Consider the following 21,013-nt stretch of genomic DNA (forward strand, 5'->3'; position numbering starts at 1 on the left):
CCCGAGTAACGTCCGGAGAGGTGGAAACCCTGCCTCTCCGGACGTTGTTCATGAATGAGGGAGTGAGCCCTGATGGGTGAAGCAAGGGCGAAGCAGCTCGCCGACCGGATCCAGGTGCTCGTGGCCGAGTTGCTCGAGCGCCGGGTGAAGGACCCGCGGCTCGGCTTCGTCACCGTGACCGACGCCCGGCTGACCGGCGACCTGCGGGAAGCCAGTGTCTTCTACACGGTGTACGGCGACGAGCAGGAGCGTGCCTCCACCGCGGCGGCCCTGGAGTCGGCGCGCGGGCTGATCCGCAGCGAGGTCGGCAAGGCGCTCGGCCTGCGGCACACTCCGAGCGTGGCGTTCTTCCTGGACGCCGTACCGGAGAGCGCCGGGCACATCGAGGAGCTGCTGGAGAAGGCCCGGCTGGCCGACGCCGAGGTGGCCAAGAGCGCTGCGAACGCGAAGCCGGCCGGCGAGGCGGACCCCTACAAGCGCCGCGAGGACGATGACAGCGACGACGAGTGAGCCCAGCGTTGCCGATGGCATCGTTGTGGTGGACAAGCCGGCGGGTCTGACCTCCCACACTGTGGTGGCGCGGATTCGCCGGCTGGCCGGCACCCGGAAGGTCGGGCACGCCGGCACGCTGGACCCGATGGCGACCGGCGTGCTGGTCGTGGGGCTCAACCGGGCTACTCGGTTGCTCGGGCATCTCCAGCTGGCCGACAAGTCGTACGACGCGACCGTGCTGCTCGGCGCGACCACGACGACTGACGACGCCGAGGGCGAGATCGTCTCGACCGCGCCGGTCGACGGCGTGACGGCCGAGGCGATCGAGGCTGCGGTGGCTGGCTTCCGCGGTGAGATCTCGCAGGTGCCGTCGAAGGTGTCCGCGATCAAGGTCGACGGACGGCGCGCGTACGAACGCGTGCGGGCCGGCGAGGAGGTCGCGCTCAAGGCCCGCAGCGTGACGGTCTCCCGGTACGACGTCCTCGACGTACGCCCGGTGTCGTCGGGGATCGAGGTCGACATCTCGGTCGACTGCTCCAGCGGCACCTACATCCGGGCCCTCGCCCGCGACCTCGGCGCCGAGCTCGGCGTCGGCGGTCACCTCACCGCGCTGCGCCGTACCCGGGTGGGCTCCTTCGACCTGTCCGTCGCCCACACGCTCGAGTCGCTGGCCGGCTCCTTCGACTGGCTCCCGATCGCCGAGGTGGCCGCGGGCACCTTCCCCCGCTACGACGCCGACGCCACCCAGTCCGCCGCCATCCGCACCGGTCGCCCCCTCCCCGGCCTCAACCTCCCCGCCGGCCAAACCGCCATGTTCGACCCGACCGGCACCTTCCTGGCCCTCTACGAACCCCACGGCCCCCTCGCCAAACCAACCGCCGTCTTCGTGAGTTAGCCGTACGGATCGGCGGGCCCGCCTGGCGGCCCCAAACAGCGTCTGGGCCGATCGGGGCTACTTCGGCGACGCTCGTGGGGGAGAGTCGCGGCCCGGCGCATTCGGCGGGGCTGTCCGGGTAGTGGGGTATTTTGCCGCCAGGCGAACACCCTCAGACTAGGCCGATCCGGACCGGTCGGTGCCGGAATCTGGGCGAAGTCATCCGCTCAGCGGACGGTCCCGCAGGAAAATCCCCTGCTTCGGGTGACTCCAGCCGTGTTGCCGACGGCTACGGTGACCGATGATGGGTTGCGATCCGCAACAACTCGTGGCGAGGGTCAAACGATTGTCCAAGGCAAGGATTCGCTCCGTACGACGACACCGGTCAGCCGGCCTCGTCGTACTGCTGTTCGGCCTGTTGGCAGTGGGTTCGGCGTACGCCGCCGTCGTGCCTGACAACGCGGTCGCGGACCACTCCTCCCAGTCGCAGACCATCGAGGAGGGCCGGAAGCTCTTCGCGGTCGGCTGCGCCAGCTGCCACGGCCTGAACGCCGAGGGTGCCGGCAACAGTGAGGGCGAGATGGCCGGACCGTCGCTGATCGGTGTCGGCGCGGCCGCGGTCGACTTCCAGGTCGGCACCGGCCGGATGCCCGCGACGCAGCCCGGCGCCCAGGTCCCGGCCAAGGAACCGGCCTACACGCAGGCGGAGATCGAGGCCCTCTCGGCGTTCGTCGCGTCTCTCGCTCCAGGCCCGGCCGTGCCCGCGCCGGAGGCGTACGACATCAGCAACGTCACCGACGAGCAAGTGACACGTGGTGGCGAGCTGTTCCGCACCAACTGCACGGCGTGCCACAACTTCGCCGGCCGCGGCGGCGCGCTCCCGAACGGCCGCTACGCACCCTCGCTGATGGAGAGCACGCCCAAGCACATCTACCAGGCGATGCTGACCGGCCCGCAGCAGATGCCGGTCTTCTCCGACCAGGTGCTGCAGCCGGAGGACAAGCGCGACATCATCGCCTACATCGTCGCCCTGCAGGAGGAGCGGGATCCGGGTGGGTTCGGTCTCGGCCGCCTCGGCCCGGTCTCCGAGGGACTGTGGGGCTGGCTGGTCGGGATCGGCCTGCTGGTTGCCGTCGCGGTCTGGATCGGCGCGAATGGCATGAAGGCCAAGGGCAGCAAGCCACCGTCCTGATCGATCTCATCCACTGCGGGTGATCAGGCGTCAGCGCGCCGTCGGCATGATGCCAAGGGTGGCCAGTGCAGAGACTGTCTCGGGTACGTCATCGGCACAAAAACTGACCTTCATGACCATGACCGCCATGGTCGTGGGCTCGATGGTGGGCGCGGGGGTGTTCTCGTTGCCGCGCCGGTTCGCCCAGGAGACCGGGGTCGCGGGGGCGCTGATCGCCTGGGCTATCGCGGGCACCGGCATGCTGATGCTCGCCTTCGTCTTCCAGACCTTGGCGATCCGCAAGCCCGAGCTCGACGCCGGCGTGTACGCCTACGCGAAGGCCGGTTTCGGCGAGTACCTCGGCTTCTTCTCGGCGTTCGGCTACTGGGCCAGCGCGTGCGTCGGCAACGTGACCTACTGGGTGCTGATCATGTCGACGGTCGGTGCGCTGTGGTCGCCGCTGGGTGACGGCGACACCTGGGTGGCCGCCGCCCTGTCGACGGTCGGGATCTGGGTGTTCTACCTGCTGATCCGGCGCGGGGTGAAGGAGGCCGCGATCATCAACCGGATCGTCACCGTCGCGAAGCTGGTGCCGATCCTGGTGTTCATCCTGATCGCGGCGATCTACCTGGACCCGCAGGTGTTCGCCGACAACTTCAACGGCGCCGGCTACGGGTCGCTCTACGACCAGGTCACCGGGACGATGCTCGTCACCGTCTTCGTCTTCCTGGGCGTGGAGGGGGCGAGCGTGTACTCGCGGCACGCCGAGCGCCGCGAGGACGTCGGCCGGGCCACGGTTCTCGGCCTGCTCAGCGTGCTGGCCGTCTTCGCCTCGGTGACCGTGGTGTCGTACGGCATCCTGCCGATCGAGGAGATCGCCGAGCTGCGGCAGCCGTCGATGGCCGGGGTGCTGGAGGCGGCGGTCGGGCAGTGGGGCGAGGTCTTCGTCAGCGTCGGCCTGATCGTGTCGGTGCTCGGCGCCTACCTGGCCTGGACGATGATGGCCGCCGAGGTGCTGTTCGTGGCCGCGCTCGACGACGACATGCCGCGGTTCCTGCGCCAGTCCAACGCCGCCGACGTACCGACCGCGGCGTTGCTGATGACGACGATCCTGATCCAGATCGTCCTGGTGGTCACGTTGTTCTCCGAGGACGCGTTCAACTTCGCCCTCGACCTGACGAGCGCGCTGAGCCTGATCCCGTTCCTGCTCGCGGCGGGCTACGCGCTGAAGCTGGCGGTCACCCGCGAGACCTACGCCGACGCGCCGGAGGGGCACAGCCGCGAGCTGGTGGTCGGCGGGCTGGCCACGATCTACACCGCGTTCCTGCTGTACGCCGCCGGTCCCAAGTTCATCCTGTTGTCGTTCATCATCTACGCCCCCGCGAGCGTCCTGTTCGTGATGGCCCGCCGCGAGCAAGGCCGCCGGCTGTTCACCCCCGGCGAGCTCGTCATCCTCGCCGTCTCGGTCCTCGGCGCCGTCCTCGGTGTCATCGCCCTCGCGACCGGCTGGATCACGATCTGAGCCGGTCCGGCCCGCACGCAGCAAGGAGTCGATCCGCATGACCAGTCACGACACGACCTCGACGTACGGCGTCCACTCCGAAGTCGGCCGGCTGCGCAAGGTTCTCGTCTGCTCGCCCGGGCTGGCACACCGCCGGCTCACCCCCACCAACGCGGGGGACCTGCTGTTCGACGACGTGATGTGGGTGGAGAACGCACAGCGTGATCACGCCGACTTCGTGAACAAGCTGTCGAACCGCGGGGTCGAGGTGGTCGAGCTGCACAACCTGCTGGCCGAGACGGTGGCGGCGCCGGAGGCGCGGTCGTGGCTGCTGGACCGCAAGATCGTTGCCAACGACGTCGGCCTCGGCCTGGTCGACGGGACCCGGAACTTCCTGGAGACCTTGGAACCCCGGCAGCTCGCCGAGTACCTGATCGGCGGCCTCGCCACCTCGGATCTGCCGGAAGACTTCCGCACCGGCTACATCGGCCTCGCCCGGGAGGCGACCGGCGCCCGCGAGTACCTGATGCCGCCGCTGCCCAACACCCTCTACACCCGCGACACGACCTGCTGGCTGTACGGCGGTCTGACGCTGAACCCGCTGTACTGGCCGGCGCGGCACGACGAGACCCTGCTGATGAAGGCGATCTACCAGTTCCACCCCGACTTCGCCGGCTCGACCGTGTGGTGGGGTGACCCGGAGCTGTCGTGGGGACGGGCGACGTTCGAGGGCGGCGACATCATGCCGGTCGGGAACGGCGTCGTACTGATGGGGATGAGCGAGCGGACCTCGCGGCAGGCGATCACCCAGGTCGCGGCGGCGCTGTTCGAGAAGGGTGCGGCCGAGCACGTCGTGGTGGCCGGGATGCCCAAGCTGCGGGCGGCGATGCACCTGGACACCGTGCTGACGTTCGCCGATCGCGACATCGTCACGGTGTACCCGGCGATCATGGACGCCGTCCACACCTTCTCGTTGCGGCCGGCGGACACCGCGCCCGGCGTGGAGGTGGTGGACGAGGGATCGCGGCGGTTCGTGGAGGTCGTGGCCGCGGCGCTCGGGCTGCCGGCGCTGCGGGTCCTGGAGACGGGCGGCGACGTGTACGAGTCCGAACGCCAGCAGTGGGACAGCGGCAACAACGCGGTCGCGGTCGAGCCGGGCGTGGTCTTCACGTACGACCGGAACACCCGGACGAACACGCTGCTGCGCCAGGCCGGCGTCGAGGTGATCACGATCGTCGGCGCCGAGCTGGGCCGCGGCCGCGGCGGCGGTCACTGCATGACGTGCCCGATCATCCGCGATCCGGTCGACTTCTGATGGCCGAGCCGGTGCAGTCCAGCCCGCGGCATCATCGGGACTGGTCGCCGCTGCTGGTGGCCGTGCTGGTCCTCGGGATCGTCGCGGTCGTGGCCTCGGTCGGGTGGGCACGGAGCAGCGTGCGGCGGTGTGACGCCAAATCCGTGGCGGAGACCGCGATGCCGTCGGTGGTGACGATCTACGTGCAGTCCAGCACGGGCGGGGGCGGCAACGGGTCCGGTCAGTTCCTAGACACCGAGGGACACATCCTGACCAACAACCACGTCATCTCCGCGGCCGCCACCGGCGGCACGATCACCGTGCTGCGGCCGAACGGCGAGGAACTGCCCGCGACCCTGGTCGGGCGGGACATCCAGACCGACCTCGCGGTCATCTCGGTCACGCCGAAGTCGGCGGTCACGCCGATCGAGTTCGGTCCGGCGCCGGACGTCGGCGACCAGGTCTTCGCGATCGGCGCCCCGCTGGGCCTGACGGACACGATCACGGCCGGCGTGGTGAGCGCGCTCGGCCGGTCGGCCCGGGTCCCGGCGGACAACAACACGACTGCGTTGCTCACCTCGGCGATCCAGACCGACGCGTCGATCAACCCGGGCAACAGCGGCGGGACGCTGGCCGACTGTCGTGGCCGGCTGGTCGGTGTGCCGACAGCCGGCGCGACCGCCAGCGACTCACGTGGGGTGCCTGTGGCCGGGAGCATCGGGCTGGGGTTCGCGATCCCGGCCGACACGGCACAGACGATCGCCGACAAGCTGATCGCGGACGGCCGGGTCGTCCACGGGTACTTCGGGTTGGCCGTCGTACCCCTGTCGCGCGGTGACAGCGCCATCAACCCGGACGCGCTCTACGTGGTGGCCGCGCCCCCTGCTGGGCCTGGCGCGGCGGCCGGTCTGCGCCGCGCCGACGTGATCACCGCCCTCGACGGCGAGGCCGTCACCAGCGCCGACCAGCTCCAGGAGATCTCCCTGAACAAGCAGCCGGGTGCGACGGTCCAGGTCGACTTCGAACGCGCCGGCGTGGCCCAGACGACGACGGTCACCCTCGGCCGGCAGCCGGACCCGGCCTTACCGGGAACCGGCTGACTGTCGGTGGCGCCGTTTACGGTCGGAGGATGAGATACGGCTTCGTAATGGCGTACGGCGATGCACGGGCGGCGGCTGAGTTGGCGGCGCTGGCCGAGGAGCACGGGTGGGACGGGTTCTTCGTCTGGGAGTCGATCTGGGGGATCGACGCCTGGGCGATGCTGGCCGCGGCGGCGATGACGACCGAGCGGATCCGGCTCGGCACGATGCTGACGCCGTTGCCGCGCCGAAAACCGTGGGACGTGGCCGGGCAGACATCGACCGTGGACAACCTGAGCAACGGGCGGGTGAACCTGGTGGTCGGGCTCGGTGTCACCGGCGAGGACCGGTTCTGGCTGTTCGAGGACGATCCGGGGCGCAAGGTCCGTGCGGAGCGGATGGACGAGTCGCTGGAGATGCTGCAGCACCTGTGGCGCGACCAGCCCTTCGAGTTCGCCGGCAAGCACTACCGCTCGCGCAAGATCCCCGACCTGATGCCGCCCGCCCCACCGCCCCCGGTCCAGCAGCCGCGCATCCCGACCTGGGTGGTCGGCGCCTGGCCCCGCCCGAAGTCGATGCGCCGAGCAGCCCTCCAAGACGGCTGGCTCCCCAACTACGCGCCCGTCCTCCAGCCTGGCGAGACCCCTGGTGAGCTGACTCCCGAACACCTCACCGAGGCCATCACCTGGATCCGCGAGGAACGCGCCACTCACGGCCTGACCATGGACGACTACGACATCGTGGTCGAAGGCACCACGAAACCCGACGACGCCGACACTGTCCGCCCGTGGTCCGAAGCAGGCGCCACCTGGTGGATAGAAGCCGACTGGTCCTCCATGGACCCCACCGAAGTCCGCGCCGCCGCCGAAAGCCGTCTCAAAGCAGGCCCACCCCGCGTCAGTAGGTGAGCGGTTGGACGGTGCCGGTGGTGCCGTTGAGGGTCAGTGGCTGGCCGTCGTGGAGGGTGGTCGTGGCGTGGGGGACGCCGAGTACGGCGGGGATGCGGTGCTCGCGGGCGACGATTGCGGCGTGGGAGAGCAAGCCGCCGGTCTCGGTGACCACGCCGGCGACGACACCGAACAGCGGAGTCCACGCCGGGTCCGTGAACCGGCACACGAGGATGTCACCGGGCACCACCCGACCGAAGTCCGCAGGCCCCCGCACGACCCGAGCAGTCCCCGAAGCCACTCCAGCACTCCCACCGGTCCCACGCAGCCCAGGCATTTCGCTGGTGTGGTCGGAGGTTGGGAGCGGAGCTGTGATCGGTCGGGATTGCAGGAGCCAGAGTTGGTCATTCGACAAGGCGAACTCGATGTCTTGTGGGGCGCCTAGGTGGTCGGCGACGTCGGCGGCCAGCTGGGTCAGGCGTAGCAGTTGCGAGTCGCTGAGGCAGAGGCGATCGCGGTCGGCGGAGGGGACCTCCGTCGGGGTGCGGCCGTCGAGGCGGGTCTGTTTGGTGCCGAGGCGGCGGCTGAGGACCTCGGACCGGGTGGTTTTGAAGGTGTCGGGGGTGACGTGGCCGCGGACTACGGACTCGCCTAGACCCCACGAGGCTTCAATCACGGTTGGGGTTCCGGTGAAGACAACTCCGGCGACGTCGGCGTCGACGTGTTGCTGGACCAGAACGGCCATCTCCGGGAGGCCGGTCGAGCGGTAGGCGATCGCGCGGTCGGACCAGAGCGACGCCCAGACAGCAGACACGCAGGCGGCGACTCCCGCGCGGCCGACGGCCAGGAACGAGTCGTGCTGACCGGCGGCTGACGCAGTCGCGGTGTCCTCGTTCGACGCCGAGGAGCGTACGGCGAACGCGTGGCTCCCGAGCCCCTCCAGAGCTGCCTCCACCTCGTCCAGCACGTCTGATGGCAGCCGTTGCGAGGCGACCAGACGTCGTACCTCGGCTGGGCCGTGTTCGGACAGTACGGCGGGCAGGTCCAGACGGCTCGTCACCGCTCGATAGACCTCGACGGGTACGACGAAGCCGGCCGGGACCGGGAAACCGGCGCGGAGCAGCCGGCCGAGGACGGCAGCCTTGCCGCCGGCCTGCTCTGGGGCGGCCTCGGTGAGGGGGACGATCACGAGCACCTCTTCAACACGATGTTGACAACATTCTGTTGAATGATCCAGGGTTCTGGGGTGGAGAGCAACTACCTCGATGATCAAGCGCAGGCTCGACGGGAGCACGACGCGCGCCGTCTCCTGCTCGAACGCGGCGCCGACCAGTTGGCCCGGCGTCCGTGGCAGCACGGCTCGATGCCGCCGTCCGCGGTCGACCTCATCCAGTTCGTCCTGTGGCAGTCCACCGAGGAGCAGGCGGAACGGGACGCGGCGCTGGCCGGCCTGCGATTGCTGGCGGCAGCGCGGGCGGAACTCGAGCAGCTCGAGACCGGGCTGATGTTCAGCGCCCGCGGGCTGGGGCTGACGTGGGCCGAGATGGCACGGGCGCTCGGTCTGAACTCCCCACAGGCGTGCCAGCAGCGGCTAGACCGCCTGGCCGCACGGAGCATGCCGTCGACCGATGGGGAGGAGAGATGACCCACGTGTCCACACCTGAGTTGCTTGCGTTGCACGCGGTGCGCCTGTTGGGGGTGGCGGACGACGAGGCGGTTGCGCGGCGGTTTGCGCTCGACCACGCGGTTGCGAAGGAGCTGCTGCTCGACGGCCAGGCCTTCGGTTGGGTGACCTGGAGCGAGTTCGCCGGCATCGGCGGCTGGTCGCTGACAGCTGCCGGTCGCGCCGAGAACGAGCGCGGGCTGAAGGCCGAGCTCGAGGCCAGAGGTGGCGTGCAGGCCGTCGAGGACGGCTACGGGGAGTTCCTACCGCTCAACGCCCGCCTGCAGAAGGCCTGCACGCAGTGGCAGTTGCGACCCACGGCCGACGACCCGCTCGCGTTCAACGACCACACCGACGCGGGCTGGGATCAGCAGGTCGTCGACGAGCTGGCGGACCTGGCCGACCGCCTGCAACCACTGGCCGACCAGCTCGCGACCCTCCTGGACCGGTTTGACGGCTACCACCGAAGGTTCGCCGCCGCGCTCGACCGCGCCCGAGCCGGCGACCACGCCTGGATCGACCAGACCAGCGTCGACTCCTGCCACAAGGTCTGGTTCGAGCTCCACGAGGACCCGATCGCCACGCTGAACGTGTCCCGAGGCTGAACGCGGGCTGGTTACGCTGGTGGGGTGCGCTCGCGTCCGACACTGCAATGGGTTCCCGGCCCTGACGTGTTGGCATTGGAGCCTGGTACGGCGGATGTCGCCCCGATCGCGGACGTCGTGGCCGCCGGCGAGGTCGTCGTACTGACCGGCGCGGGCATCTCCACCGAGTCGGGGATCCCGGACTATCGCGGTGAGACCGGCAGCCTGCGGACCCACACACCGATGACGTACGGCGACTTCGTGGCGAGCGAATCGGGTCGCCAGCGGTACTGGGCGCGCAGCCATCTCGGCTGGCGCACGATCGCGCGCTCCGCCCCGAATGACGGCCACCGAGCCGTCGCCACCCTCCAGGCGAGCGGCTACCTCGACGGCGTCATCACCCAGAACGTCGACGGCCTCCACCAGGCCGCCGGTGCGCGGGACGTGATCGAGCTGCACGGCAACCTCGACCGGGTGCTCTGCCTCCAGTGCCGGACGACGTCCGCCCGCGAAGCCCTCGACCAGCGGCTCCGCGCTGCGAACCCGGAGTTCGAGGCCGAGGTCACCCGGATCAACCCGGACGGCGATGCGGAGCTCCCCGAGGAGGCCGTGCGCGGCTTCCGGGTCGTGGACTGCACGGTCTGCGGGGGAGTGCTGAAACCCGACGTGGTGTTCTTCGGCGAGAACGTGCCGAAACCGCGGGTCGAGCGCTGCTACCGCCTGATCGACGCCGCGGCCTCGCTGCTCGTTCTCGGCTCGTCCCTGACCGTGATGTCCGGCTTCCGCTTCGTCCGGCACGCCGCGAAGGCGGGGAAACCGGTCCTGATCATCAACCAGGGCGTCACCCGCGGCGACCCGTACGCCGCCCAGCGCGTGAACCTCCCGCTCGGCCGGGCACTCATCGAGCTGACGCAGCTGCTCTGAAAACACCACCGGGCCGTGCCACGCGTGAGGTGGCTCGGCCCGGGGTCCGCCGTACGGATTGGAAAGGGTCAGCGTTGCGCGCTGGTCCGTAGGCGGTCTGGGGAGGCCTCTACGGCCTTGGGTGAGGCTGCCGCTTGCCGCGCCAGTTCCTTGCCGCGGGCAGCCCACGCGGCTTGCTCGGCGGCGGTCACCACGGCCGGGTCGCCACTCAGCGTCTTCGCGGTCAGCGACGCGACGCCGGCCTGTCCTTCGTAGCGCGGGTGGTAGTTCAGTGCCCGCAGCGGGTTGATTTCCTTGCCCTGGATCCACGCCTGACCGTCCGGAGCGCAGGCGTCATGGCCGGTCGACGGCCCGAAGGTGTCGACGTACGTCGCTCCGGTCGCGGCAGCCGCGGACGCGATGGCGCCGTTCAGGGCCTGCTCGATCGAGTACAGGTAGGCGTAGTCGCCGTCCGCGAACGGCAGGATCGCCGGGCAGGTGCCGTGCTCGGGCGCGATCTTCGGGTAGCCGATCAGCGCGATCGTTGCCTTCGGCGACCGCTCCTTGATGCCTTGGACAACGGCCGTGATCCGGACCTGGGTCTGGGCGATCCGCGCCCGCAGCGTGTCGACGCCGTCGACGGTGAAGTGCGCCTTGCAGGGCGCGCCGGCCGGATCACTGGCCCGCAACCCCGGGCAGGTGCCGATGATGTCGCCGAACACCCCGAAGTCGTTGCCGCCGATCCCCAGCGTCACCAGGTCTGTGTCCGGCCGCAACGCGTCGAACTGCGGGCGGGCGGTGCCGAGGACCGTGCTCTGCGGCTGCGTCATGTTCGTGGTGTCCGCGCCGCCGCAGCTCACGTCGGTGAGCTGGTAGACCCGCAGTTGCGCGGCGAGCAGCTTCGGGTAGTTGCCGAAGGACCGCACACAGCCGAGGGACAGCAGGTCCGGCAGCGGAACGAGCGGCGCCGACGTGTAGGAGTCGCCGAGGGCCACGTAGTTCTTGAAGAGCGGCTCCTCCCACGAGGCGGAGGCCGGCGTGGCGGCGATCGCCGTACCGGGAAAGAGCAACAGCGCCACGGCAATGGCGGCAACTCGACGGAGCTTCACCGGTGACCTCCCCGGAATCGACGGTGCCGACACACCCTAAGTTGAGTGACACGCCGATTACAAGGGGTGACCGTGGACCTGCTGCGCCCACCGCGGCTGTGGCATGGAATCCTGCTGTCATGCGTGTCTGGCACGGTTTGGACCAGGTGGAGCCGGAGTTCGGCCCCTCGGTCGTCACCATCGGCAACTTCGACGGCGTGCACCGGGGACACCAGGAGGTGCTCGCGCACGCCAAGGCGCGAGCGGCCGAGCTGGGTGGCCTGCCGGTGGTCGCGCTCACCTTCGACCCGCACCCGATGGCCGTACTGCGGCCGGACCGGGCGCCCGCGATGCTGAGTGAGCCCGCGGACCGGGCCGGGCTGCTCGGCCGGCACGGCGCCGACGCCGTGCTGATCCTGCCGTTCGACAAGGACGTGTCGAACTGGTCGCCGGAGGAGTTCATCGAGCGCGTCCTGGTCGGCACGCTGCACGCCAAGGCGGTCGTGGTCGGCGAGAACTTCCGCTTCGGCCACAAGGCCGCCGGGCACGTGGACACGCTGGTCGAGGCCGGGGCGACGCACGGGTTCCAGGTCGAGGGGCTGAGCCTGGCCGGGGACGCGCAGCCGTGGTCGTCGACGTACATCCGGGGCCGGATCGCCGAGGGCGACGTCGAGGCGGCCGCGGCGGCGCTCGGCCGGCCGCTGCGGGTCACCGGCGTCGTCGTCGAGGGGGACAAGCGGGGCCGGGAGCTCGGGTTCCCGACCGCGAACATCCCCGCCGACCCGCAGGCCGCGGTCCCGCTGGACGGCGTGTACGCGGGCTGGCTGACCGTGCTCGAGCCGGCTCCGGGCGGGCCGTCGTACCCGGACCCACTGCCGGCCGCGATCAGCGTGGGCAGCAACCCGACCTTCGACGGCGTGGACCGGCGGGTGGAGTCGTACGTGCTGGACCGCGACGACCTGGAGCTGTACGGCGCCCGGATCGCGGTGGACTTCGTCGCCCGGCTGCGCGGCACCCAGATCCGGTTCGACACCGTCGACGAGCTGATCTCCCAGATCAAGTCCGACGCCGACCAGGCACGCCGCATCTTGACGGGGAATTAGGGTGACGCGTCCACGGACTGATACGCTGGCTGCTGCCGTCTGAACGGCCGCGGACAGAGAGTGCTCGGGTGAAGAATGCCCCGGTGCGCCGCGCAACGGAAATCGAGAGGAACTCCGTGTCATCTGTTGATGCCGCCACGAAGAAGAAGATCATGGGTGAGTACGCCCTGACCGAGGGTGACACCGGGTCTCCCGAGGTCCAGGTCGCGCTGCTGACGCACCGCATCACGCACCTCACCGAGCACCTGAAGGAGCACAAGCACGACCACCACAGCCGTCGTGGCCTGCTGCTGCTCGTCGGCCAGCGCCGCCGGCTGCTGAACTACCTGGCGAAGAAGGACATCAACCGCTACCGATCCCTGATCGAGCGGCTCGGCCTCCGCCGTTGACGTCGCGAGGAGCGGCCCCCGACCCCGGGTGGCCGCTCCTGGCGTATCCGCGCCCAGGCACGGATCCCACAACTGAATAACGAAGCACGCAAGACGAACGAGGCGACGCGAAGCGCGTGGCGGGAGGACGACCGGTCCTCGGTAGTGGCCTTCGGGTGCGGCTGGAACACAGCCACCCGCGGGCCTCGATCGAAGACCGGCACCCCGGAAGCTCGCGCCTCGCAGTCGTCACACTGTGAGAGAGGGGTATCCCGTGACGGGATCCACCGGTACGCCCATGGAGGGCGCCGAATTCGCTGAGGCCGTCATCGACAACGGCAGCTTCGGCACCCGCACCATCCGCTTCGAGACGGGCCGCCTGGCCCAGCAGGCCGCCGGTTCGGCGGCCGCCTACCTCGACGGCGACACGATGGTGCTGTCGGCCACCACGGCCAGCAAGAAGCCCAAGGACCAGTTCGACTTCTTCCCGCTGACGGTCGACGTCGAGGAGCGGATGTACGCCGCGGGCCGCATTCCCGGCTCGTTCTTCCGCCGGGAGGGCCGTCCGTCCGAGGAGGCCATCCTGACCTGCCGGCTGATCGACCGCCCGCTGCGGCCGTCGTTCGTGTCCGGCCTGCGCAACGAGATCCAGGTCGTCATCACGGTCCTGGCGCTGAACCCGGACAAGCTGTACGACGTGCTCGCCATCAACGCGGCGTCGATGTCGACCCAGCTGGCCGGCCTGCCGTTCTCCGGCCCGATCGGCGGCGTCCGCGTCGCCCTGATCGAGGGCCAGTGGGTGGCGTTCCCGACCCACACCGAGCTCGAGGACGCGGTCTTCGACATGGTCGTCGCGGGCCGGGTCACCGACTCCGGTGACGTCGCGATCATGATGGTCGAGGCGGAGTCCACCCCGGGCACCTTCGACGCGGTCGCCGGCGGCACCCAGGCGCCGACCGAGGAAATCGTCGCCGAGGGCCTGGAGGCCGCCAAGGGCTTCATCAAGACCCTGGTCGAGGCGCAGGCCGACCTGGCCGCGCGGGCCGCGAAGCCGACCGCCGAGTTCCCGGTCTTCCCGGACTACGCCGACGACGCGTTCGCCGCCGTCGAGGCCGCGGCCACCGAGGAGCTGGCGCAGGCGCTGACCATCGCCGGCAAGCACGAGCGCGAGGACGCCACCGACGCGGTCAAGGCCGCCGTGGTGGACAAGCTGGCCGCCGACTTCGAGGGCCGCGAGAAGGAGCTGTCCGCGGCGTTCCGGTCGCTGACCAAGAAGCTGGTCCGGCAGCGGGTGCTGAAGGACAAGGTCCGCATCGACGGCCGCGGGCTGGCCGACATCCGGCCGCTCAAGGCGCAGGTGCGGGTGCTCCCGCGGGTGCACGGCTCGGCGCTGTTCGAGCGTGGCGAGACCCAGATCATGGGTGTCAGCACGCTGAACATGCTCCGGATGGAGCAGCAGCTCGACACGCTCTCCCCGGAGACCCGCAAGCGCTACATGCACAACTACAACTTCCCGCCGTACTCGACCGGTGAGACCGGCCGGGTGGGTTCGCCGAAGCGCCGCGAGATCGGTCACGGCGCGCTGGCCGAGCGGGCCCTGGTGCCGGTGCTGCCGTCGCGTGAGGACTTCCCGTACGCGATCCGCCAGGTCTCCGAGGCGCTCGGCTCGAACGGGTCGACCTCGATGGGCTCGGTCTGCGCCTCCACCCTGTCGCTGCTGTCCGCCGGTGTGCCGCTGAAGGCGCCGGTCGCGGGTATCGCGATGGGCCTGATCTCGGGCGAGGTCGACGGCGAGACGGAGTACGTCGCGCTGACCGACATCCTGGGCGCGGAGGACGCGTTCGGCGACATGGACTTCAAGGTCGCCGGCACCAAGGACTTCGTCACCGCCCTGCAGTTGGACACCAAGCTGGACGGCATCCCGGCCAGCGTGCTGGCCGGCGCCCTGAAGCAGGCCAAGGACGCGCGGCTGACCATCCTGGACGTGATGGCCAAGGCCATCGACGCGCCGGGTGAGATGAGCGAGTTCGCGCCGCGGGTCATCTCGGTGAAGGTCCCGGTCGACAAGATCGGCGAGGTCATCGGCCCGAAGGGCAAGATGATCAACCAGATCACCGAGGACACCGGCGCCGACATCTCGATCGAGGACGACGGCACCGTCTACATCGGCGCGACCGACGGCCCGTCGGCCGAGGCCGCCCGGGCCGCGATCAACGCGATCGCGAACCCGACCATGCCGGAGAAGGGCGAGCGCTACCTGGGCACGGTCGTGAAGACGACCAACTTCGGTGCGTTCATCAGCCTGCTGCCGGGCAAGGACGGCCTGCTGCACATCTCGAAGCTGCGTCCGCTGGCCGGTGGCAAGCGGGTCGAGGCGGTCGAGGACGTGCTCTCGGTCGGCCAGAAGCTGCAGGTCGAGATCGCCGAGATCGACGACCGCGGCAAGCTCTCGCTGATCCCCGTGATCGAGGGCGAGGACGAGAAGAAGTCCGACGAGAAGGGCGCCGAGTCCGCCGAGTGACCCGAGCGATCACCAGCACCCTGCTGAGCCCGGAGGCGGGCGGTCCGGTGAAACGGACCGTCCTGCCCTCCGGGCTCCGGGTTCTGTCCCAGTCAGTCCCCGGCTTCCGGACCGTCACGTTCGGGGTCTGGGTCGGCGTCGGCTCCCGCGACGAGCCGGAGCAGCTGGCCGGCGCCACGCACTTCCTCGAGCACCTGCTGTTCAAGGGCACCGAGCGCCGCGACGCGCTGGAGATCTCCGCCTCGATCGACGCGGTCGGCGGCGAGATGAACGCGTTCACCGGCAAGGAGTACACCTGCTACTACGCGCGGGTGCTCGACTCCGACCTGCCGCTCGCGGTCGACGTCATCTGCGACATGATCACCTCCGCCACGATGACCGCCGCGGACGTGGAGAGTGAGCGCGGCGTCATCGACGAGGAGATCGCGATGCACGCCGACGAGACGTCGGACCACATCCACGACCTCTTCGCCGAGCAACTGTGGGGCAAGTCGCCGCTCGGCCGCTCGATCACCGGTACGCCGGAGACCGTCGCCGGGCTGTCCCGCCAGCAGGTCGTGGGCTGGTACCGCCGCCGCTACAAGCCGTCCAACATCGTCGTCTCGGTCGCCGGGAACGTCGACCACGCCGACGTGGTTCGCCTTGTCCGCAAGGCGTTCGAGCGGCACTGGGTCACCGGCGCGGCCGAGCCGGCTCCGGTGCGACGCGGTGCGTCCAAGCCGGTCCCGACGTACGGCGGGGTGCAGGTGCACCACCGCGACGTCGAGCAGGCACACCTGGTGCTCGGGATGCCGGGCCTGGTCCGCAGCGACGAGCGGCGGTACGTCGCCGGCGTGCTGCACGGGATCGTCGGTGGCGGCATGTCGTCGCGACTGTTCCAGGAGGTCCGGGAGAAGCGCGGCCTGGCGTACTCGGTGTTCACGTTCGGCTCGGCGTACGCCGACTCCGGCATGGTCGGCGTGTACGCGGGCTGCCTGCCGAAGAAGGCCGGCGAGGTGCTCGACGTGGTCCGCTCCGAGCTGGAGTCGATTGCCAGCGGCAACATCACGCCGGACGAGCTGCTCCGCGGCAAGGGCCAGATGCGCGGCTCGGTGGTGATGGGCCTGGAGGACACCGGCGCCAAGATGACCCGGATCGCCAAGGCCGAGCTGGTGTACGGCGAGCTGCCCACCGTCGACGAGATCCTGCGCCGGATCGACGCCGTCACCCTCGACGACGTCAGCCGGCTCGCCGCCGACCTGTACGCCGGCGCCCCCGTGCTGACCGTGATGGGCCCGTTCGACGAGGACACCACGGCCTTCACCCTCTGACCGCGCCGGGCGCATACTGGCGCCAAGGGGGCGGTTATGAGCACTGTGGCAGCGGACGTACATGCACTCAACGAGTTGGCCGCGGACTTCCGTGGCGACCTGATCCAGCCGGGGGACCCGGCGTACGACCAGCTCCGGAAGGTCTGGAACGGGTCGATCGACCGTCGGCCCGGGCTGATCGCACGCTGCACCGGAGTGGCCGATATCCGGGCGGGATTGACGTTTGCCCGCCGTACCGGCGGACCGGTGGCGGTTCGTGGGGGCGGGCACAGCTTCCCGGGGCACTCGACCTGTGACGGCGGGGTCCTGCTGGATCTCGCGCCGCTGAAGGGCATCCGGGTCGATCCGGTACGGCGTACCGCGCGAGCGCAGGCGGGTGTGCTGCTCGGGGAACTCGATCGCGAGACGCAGGCGTTCGGACTGGCCACGCCGGCCGGCATCGTCACCCACACCGGCCTGGCCGGGCTCACGCTCGGCGGCGGGATCGGGTGGCTGATGCGCAAGTACGGGCTCACCATCGACAACCTGCTCTCGGTCGACCTGGTCACCGCCGAGGGCGAGCTGCTGACCGCGAGTGAGGACGTCAACGCGGACCTGCTCTGGGGGATCCGCGGTGGCGGCGGGAACTTCGGCATCGTGACCGAGTTCGAGTTCCGGCTGCACCCGGTCGGCCCGATCCTCTACGCCGGCCCGATCATGTGGCCGATGACCGAGTCGCCACGGTTGCTGCGCTTCTACCGCGAGTGGATCACCGACATCCCCGACGACCTCACCACGGCAGTCATGCACCGGTGGATCCCGGCGGTGCCGGCGATCCCGTCCGAGCTGCACGGCCTGCCGGTCGTGGTCGTGCTGGCCTGCTACGCGGGCTCGATCGAGGACGGCGAACGGGTGCTGGCGCCGCTGAAGGCGTTCGCCCCGCCGCTGCTGGACCTGTGCGCGCCGAAGCCGTTCGTCGACCTGCAGGCGATGTTCGACCTGAGCTTCCCGCACGGCCGGTGGTACTACATGCGCTCGTCCGACGTCGCCGAGCTCACCGACGACGTGGTCGACGTCGCGGCCGCGCGCGGGTTCGCAATCAACGGGCCGCTCACGTCGTACCCGATCTTCCACCTGGGCGGCGCGATCTCCCGGGTCCCGGCGGACGCCACCGCGTTCGGCGGCCGTGACAGCGGACACACCTTCAACTTCGTCGGCTCCACGTTCGGCCCGGACGGCTTCGAGGAGCAGCGCCAGTGGACCAGAGACTCGTGGCAGGCGCTGGAACCGCACCAGACCGGCGTCTACGTCAACTTCCTCGGGGACGAGGGGGCCGGCCGCGTCCAGGACGCGTACGGCGCGACGACGTACGACCGCCTGCAGGCCCTGAAGCAGAAGTACGACCCGAACAACCTCTTCCACCTGAACCAGAACATCACCCCGCACTGATCGGCGTCCGGGAGCGACTGCTCGATGAGGTAACTCCGGTGTGATGGCCTAAGGTGTCCGCCGTGAGGTCGGAGGCCGGAGCGAACACGTTGCGTAGGCAAACCGTGTTGCTTCTTGGCGTAATCGTGGTCGCGGGTGGGCTCGCCGCGTGGTGGGTGCTGTCCGCGGGACGGGTCGCGAACGAGGGGTTCGACCTCACTGACGAGGGCTACTACCTGCTGTCGTACCGCTGGTGGGACCAGAACCCGCTGGCGCTGACCGGGGTGCAGTACCTGTACGGGCCGATCTTCGAGTGGCTCGGGTACGACATCGTCGGGTTGCGGTTCTTCCGGCTGTTCACCGTGGTCGCCGTACACCTGGTCTTCGGCTACAGCTTCATGCGCTGGCTGCGCGGCCGCCGGCCGGGTGCGCCGCCGACCAGGCTGTGGGAGCTGGCCGGGATGGCGACCATCCTGGCGGCCGGTGGGATGTGTTACAGCTGGCTGCCGATGTCGCCCGGGTACAACGACGTCATCCTGCTCGGCGCGCTGACGCTGGTCGCCTGCGTGCTGTGGATGGCGAGCGCGGTCGACCGCGGTACGCCGGTGCCGTTCTGGGTGCTGATGGGCGCCGGGGTCGTCATCGGCGTGATGGTGCTGGCGAAATGGACCTCGGTCGTGGTGATCGGGCTGATCGTGATCGCGGCCGTGATCGTGCTGACCGGGCAGGGCTGGCGGGCTGTTGCCCGGGGCATCGGCCTCAGCCTGGCCGGGCTGGCGCTGACAGCGCTGGTGGTGCAGCTGTTCGTGGTCCGGCTGAACGTCGCGGTGCCGGGGATCATGGCCGTGAACAGGTTCATCGCGGAGACGTCGTACTCGCCGACCGCCTTGCTCGAGGTCTACTGGTCGACCGGTCTCGAACTGCTCGGCAAGACTCTCCGTGAGCACGCGGTCCTGCTCGCGGCGGCCGCCGTCGCGGTGATCGGCCGGTGGCGCTGGTTGCGCATCGCCGCCGGGGTTCTCGTCGCTCTCGGGTTCATTCTCTCGGTACGGCGAGTCGTCGTCGACGATGCCGCGGTCGGCGGGTCGGCGCACACGTCGGACTACACCGTCACGCTGCTGGCCGCCGTACTGGTCGGGCTGGTGACGGCTGTTGCGGCGGTGCTCGCGGGCCGGTACGGGCTGACCCGGCGGTCGACGTTGAGCCGGGAGAAGGCGCGCGGGTGGGTCGTCCTCGGACTGCTCGTGGTCCTGCCGATGGTGCAGGCGTTCGGGACGAACAACCCGCTGTACACGATCGGGTTCAACGCGTTCGCCTCCTGGGTGGCGGTGATGATCGCGGTGCTGACCGGGATCTGGACGGTCCCGGTGGTGGCTCGGGTGACCGTCGGCCTGGTCACGGTGGCTTCGATCGTCGCGGTGGCGTCGATCTCGTACAGCGGGATGTTCCTGCACCCGTACCGCTCGGTCGGGCATGCCGAGCTGACCGAGCCGGCCGCGCTGGAACCGCTGAAGGGGCTCTATCTCCAGCCCTCGGCAGCGCAGAACTACGCCGCCCTGGAGGCCGAACTGCGGCCGTACCTCCAGCCGTCCGGCCGCCCGATCCTCGCCTTCGACAAGATGGCCGGCCTGGTCCTGCTGCTGCAGGGCAAACCGGTCGGCGAGGCGTGGGTGGCGCCGAAGGAACGCAACCGGACGGCCGCCGGGATCGAGGAGGTCTGCCGGGACGGGCAGCCGTGGAGCCCGGGCCGCCCGCCGGTCATCCTGCTGAACCGCGCCATCTCCGACGTCGAGATCACCGCGCTGCGTGCCTGCGCGCTCGACTTCACCGCGGACTACGAACTGCTCGCGCCGAAGCAGAAGACGATGAACCTGCAGGTCTACGTGCCGCGCGCCGAACGGGACACCAAGACGCCCTGACGCCCGGGGGCAGGCCTGACCGGGGTGGTGGGGCGGGGAAGGAATCAGCGCAGATGAGATCCTTGGGCGGTCGAAGTCTGTCGAAAGGGTGCGGATGATCAAGGTCGGTGTGCTGGGGGCCAAGGGCAAGATGGGCGCTCAGACGTGCCTCGCGGTGGAAGAAGCCGGCGACTGCGAGCTGGTCGCGCGGCTCGACCTCGGCGACGAGCTGGACGAGCTGACCAAGACCGGCGCCCAGGTCGTGGTCGACTTCACCCGCCCCGAGGCGGTGATGGACAACCTGGCGTGGTGCATCGAGCACGGCATCCACGCGGTCGTCGGCACGACCGGGTTCGACGAGGCCCGGCTCGAGACGCTGCGCGGCCTGCTGGACAAGTACCCCGGCACCGGCGTCCTGATCGCGCCGAACTTCTCCATCGGCGCCGTGCTGATGATGCAGTTCGCCGCCAAGGCCGCGAAGTACTACGAGTCGGTCGAGATCATCGAGCTGCACCACCCGGAGAAGGTCGACGCTCCCTCCGGTACGGCACGCCGTACCGCCGAGCTGGTCGCCGAGGCCCGCCGGGAGGCCGGCTCGGCTCCGATCCCGGACGCCACCACGACCGCGCTCGACGGCGCGCGTGGCGCCGACGTCGAGGGGATCCGCGTGCACGGTGTCCGGCTGCGCGGCCTGATCGCGCACCAGGAGGTCCTGTTCGGCGACACCGGCGAGACGCTCACCATCCGGCACGACTCGATGGCCCGGGTGTCGTTCATGGCCGGCGTCCTGCTCGGCGTCCGCCGGATCGGTGGCGCTCCCGGCCTCACCGTCGGCCTCGAGCACTTCATGGACCTCGACTGACATGACCG

Annotated in this window: 19 protein-coding genes; 17 read left to right on the forward strand and 2 right to left on the reverse strand. The window is 70.0% G+C overall.

Annotated elements, in window-relative coordinates:
* Nucleotides 1-72 precede the first annotated feature (72 nt).
* The 7 genes from rbfA (at nt 73) to ACIBGM_RS19195 (ending at nt 7,319) form a co-directional block, all read left to right on the forward strand.
* Nucleotides 73-510: a 30S ribosome-binding factor RbfA gene (gene rbfA, locus ACIBGM_RS19165; protein ID WP_360522524.1), complete on the forward strand. Its 438-nt coding sequence runs from the start codon at nt 73-75 to the stop codon at nt 508-510.
* Nucleotides 491-1,387 carry a tRNA pseudouridine(55) synthase TruB gene (gene truB / locus ACIBGM_RS19170; protein ID WP_360522521.1) on the forward strand — a complete coding sequence of 299 codons (897 nt, stop codon included), beginning with the start codon at nt 491-493 and terminating at the stop codon, nt 1,385-1,387. Before rbfA ends, truB begins: the two co-directional genes overlap by 20 nt.
* Nucleotides 1,388-1,670: 283 nt before the next feature.
* On the forward strand, nt 1,671-2,558 hold the full coding sequence (locus ACIBGM_RS19175) for a c-type cytochrome (protein ID WP_360522518.1): 888 nt from the start codon (nt 1,671-1,673) through the stop codon (nt 2,556-2,558).
* A gap of 49 nt (nt 2,559-2,607) precedes the next feature.
* Nucleotides 2,608-4,059, forward strand: a complete 1,452-nt coding sequence (locus tag ACIBGM_RS19180) for a basic amino acid/polyamine antiporter (RefSeq protein WP_396386500.1) — start codon at nt 2,608-2,610, stop codon at nt 4,057-4,059.
* A gap of 37 nt (nt 4,060-4,096) precedes the next feature.
* Complete coding sequence (locus ACIBGM_RS19185; protein WP_360522515.1) at nt 4,097-5,353, forward strand: arginine deiminase; 1,257 nt, start codon at nt 4,097-4,099, stop codon at nt 5,351-5,353.
* A complete protein-coding gene (locus ACIBGM_RS19190) occupies nt 5,353-6,432 on the forward strand; it encodes a S1C family serine protease (protein ID WP_396386330.1) in 1,080 nt (359 codons plus the stop codon). Before ACIBGM_RS19185 ends, ACIBGM_RS19190 begins: the two co-directional genes overlap by 1 nt.
* Before the next feature lie 29 nt (nt 6,433-6,461).
* Nucleotides 6,462-7,319 carry an LLM class flavin-dependent oxidoreductase gene (locus tag ACIBGM_RS19195; protein WP_396386331.1) on the forward strand — a complete coding sequence of 286 codons (858 nt, stop codon included), beginning with the start codon at nt 6,462-6,464 and terminating at the stop codon, nt 7,317-7,319.
* Here the strand turns inward: ACIBGM_RS19195 and ACIBGM_RS19200 are convergent.
* Nucleotides 7,309-8,487, reverse strand: a complete 1,179-nt coding sequence (locus ACIBGM_RS19200; protein WP_396386332.1) for a PEP/pyruvate-binding domain-containing protein — start codon at nt 8,485-8,487, stop codon at nt 7,309-7,311. The genes ACIBGM_RS19195 and ACIBGM_RS19200 overlap by 11 nt on opposite strands.
* Nucleotides 8,488-8,526: 39 nt before the next feature.
* Here ACIBGM_RS19200 and ACIBGM_RS19205 point away from each other — a divergent pair, with 39 nt between their 5' ends.
* Genes ACIBGM_RS19205 through ACIBGM_RS19215 form a run of 3 tightly spaced genes read left to right on the forward strand, consistent with a single transcriptional unit; the run spans nt 8,527 to nt 10,469 of the window.
* The gene (locus ACIBGM_RS19205; protein WP_396386333.1) at nt 8,527-8,943 is read left to right on the forward strand and encodes a hypothetical protein; all 417 of its coding nucleotides are present in this window, start codon (nt 8,527-8,529) and stop codon (nt 8,941-8,943) included.
* Complete coding sequence (locus ACIBGM_RS19210; RefSeq protein WP_396386334.1) at nt 8,940-9,566, forward strand: transcriptional regulator; 627 nt, start codon at nt 8,940-8,942, stop codon at nt 9,564-9,566. The genes ACIBGM_RS19205 and ACIBGM_RS19210 overlap by 4 nt, the downstream gene beginning before the upstream one ends.
* Nucleotides 9,567-9,590: 24 nt before the next feature.
* Nucleotides 9,591-10,469 (forward strand): NAD-dependent protein deacetylase, encoded by an 879-nt coding sequence (locus tag ACIBGM_RS19215; protein WP_360522497.1) that lies wholly within the window; start codon nt 9,591-9,593, stop codon nt 10,467-10,469.
* Between the two features lie 68 nt (nt 10,470-10,537).
* Here the strand turns inward: ACIBGM_RS19215 and ACIBGM_RS19220 are convergent, their stop codons facing one another.
* Entirely contained in the window at nt 10,538-11,557 is a 1,020-nt protein-coding gene (locus ACIBGM_RS19220; RefSeq protein ID WP_360522494.1) for an SGNH/GDSL hydrolase family protein, read from the reverse strand.
* 119 nt (nt 11,558-11,676) lie between these two features.
* Here ACIBGM_RS19220 and ACIBGM_RS19225 point away from each other — a divergent pair, with 119 nt between their 5' ends.
* The 7 genes from ACIBGM_RS19225 to dapB all read left to right on the forward strand — a co-directional run bounded on the left by ACIBGM_RS19225 (nt 11,677) and on the right by dapB (nt 21,005).
* Nucleotides 11,677-12,639 (forward strand): bifunctional riboflavin kinase/FAD synthetase, encoded by a 963-nt coding sequence (locus ACIBGM_RS19225; protein WP_396386335.1) that lies wholly within the window; start codon nt 11,677-11,679, stop codon nt 12,637-12,639.
* 116 nt (nt 12,640-12,755) lie between these two features.
* On the forward strand, nt 12,756-13,028 hold the full coding sequence (rpsO, locus tag ACIBGM_RS19230) for a 30S ribosomal protein S15 (RefSeq protein WP_360522488.1): 273 nt from the start codon (nt 12,756-12,758) through the stop codon (nt 13,026-13,028).
* 277 nt (nt 13,029-13,305) lie between these two features.
* Complete coding sequence (locus ACIBGM_RS19235) at nt 13,306-15,528, forward strand: polyribonucleotide nucleotidyltransferase (protein WP_360522533.1); 2,223 nt, start codon at nt 13,306-13,308, stop codon at nt 15,526-15,528.
* Nucleotides 15,525-16,838 carry a pitrilysin family protein gene (locus ACIBGM_RS19240; protein ID WP_360522485.1) on the forward strand — a complete coding sequence of 438 codons (1,314 nt, stop codon included), beginning with the start codon at nt 15,525-15,527 and terminating at the stop codon, nt 16,836-16,838. Before ACIBGM_RS19235 ends, ACIBGM_RS19240 begins: the two co-directional genes overlap by 4 nt.
* A 36-nt stretch (nt 16,839-16,874) precedes the next feature.
* Nucleotides 16,875-18,266, forward strand: coding sequence for an FAD-binding oxidoreductase (locus tag ACIBGM_RS19245; protein ID WP_396386336.1), 1,392 nt, complete (start codon nt 16,875-16,877; stop codon nt 18,264-18,266).
* 62 nt (nt 18,267-18,328) lie between these two features.
* A complete protein-coding gene (locus ACIBGM_RS19250; protein WP_360522478.1) occupies nt 18,329-20,164 on the forward strand; it encodes a hypothetical protein in 1,836 nt (611 codons plus the stop codon).
* A 94-nt stretch (nt 20,165-20,258) separates the two neighbouring features.
* Nucleotides 20,259-21,005 (forward strand): 4-hydroxy-tetrahydrodipicolinate reductase, encoded by a 747-nt coding sequence (gene dapB, locus ACIBGM_RS19255; RefSeq protein ID WP_360522475.1) that lies wholly within the window; start codon nt 20,259-20,261, stop codon nt 21,003-21,005.
* Nucleotides 21,006-21,013: the final 8 nt, after the last annotated feature.

Origin of the sequence: Kribbella sp. NPDC050470 (assembly GCF_044458365.1) — a bacterium.
In the GTDB taxonomy this organism is placed as follows: domain Bacteria; phylum Actinomycetota; class Actinomycetes; order Propionibacteriales; family Kribbellaceae; genus Kribbella.

What these genes read in the sequence shown, in the direction of transcription:
- ACIBGM_RS19185 (WP_360522515.1), top strand. Translation starts at nt 4,097, where the DNA reads ATGACCAGTCACGACACGACCTCGACGTACGGCGTCCACTCCGAAGTC.
- rbfA (WP_360522524.1), top strand. Translation starts at nt 73, where the DNA reads ATGGGTGAAGCAAGGGCGAAGCAGCTCGCCGACCGGATCCAGGTGCTC.
- dapB (WP_360522475.1), top strand. Translation starts at nt 20,259, where the DNA reads ATGATCAAGGTCGGTGTGCTGGGGGCCAAGGGCAAGATGGGCGCTCAG.
- ACIBGM_RS19205 (WP_396386333.1), top strand. Translation starts at nt 8,527, where the DNA reads ATGATCCAGGGTTCTGGGGTGGAGAGCAACTACCTCGATGATCAAGCG.
- ACIBGM_RS19235 (WP_360522533.1), top strand. Translation starts at nt 13,306, where the DNA reads ATGGAGGGCGCCGAATTCGCTGAGGCCGTCATCGACAACGGCAGCTTC.
- ACIBGM_RS19180 (WP_396386500.1), top strand. Translation starts at nt 2,608, where the DNA reads ATGCCAAGGGTGGCCAGTGCAGAGACTGTCTCGGGTACGTCATCGGCA.
- ACIBGM_RS19190 (WP_396386330.1), top strand. Translation starts at nt 5,353, where the DNA reads ATGGCCGAGCCGGTGCAGTCCAGCCCGCGGCATCATCGGGACTGGTCG.
- truB (WP_360522521.1), top strand. Translation starts at nt 491, where the DNA reads ATGACAGCGACGACGAGTGAGCCCAGCGTTGCCGATGGCATCGTTGTG.
- ACIBGM_RS19175 (WP_360522518.1), top strand. Translation starts at nt 1,671, where the DNA reads ATGGGTTGCGATCCGCAACAACTCGTGGCGAGGGTCAAACGATTGTCC.
- ACIBGM_RS19225 (WP_396386335.1), top strand. Translation starts at nt 11,677, where the DNA reads ATGCGTGTCTGGCACGGTTTGGACCAGGTGGAGCCGGAGTTCGGCCCC.
- ACIBGM_RS19210 (WP_396386334.1), top strand. Translation starts at nt 8,940, where the DNA reads ATGACCCACGTGTCCACACCTGAGTTGCTTGCGTTGCACGCGGTGCGC.
- ACIBGM_RS19195 (WP_396386331.1), top strand. Translation starts at nt 6,462, where the DNA reads ATGAGATACGGCTTCGTAATGGCGTACGGCGATGCACGGGCGGCGGCT.
- ACIBGM_RS19245 (WP_396386336.1), top strand. Translation starts at nt 16,875, where the DNA reads ATGAGCACTGTGGCAGCGGACGTACATGCACTCAACGAGTTGGCCGCG.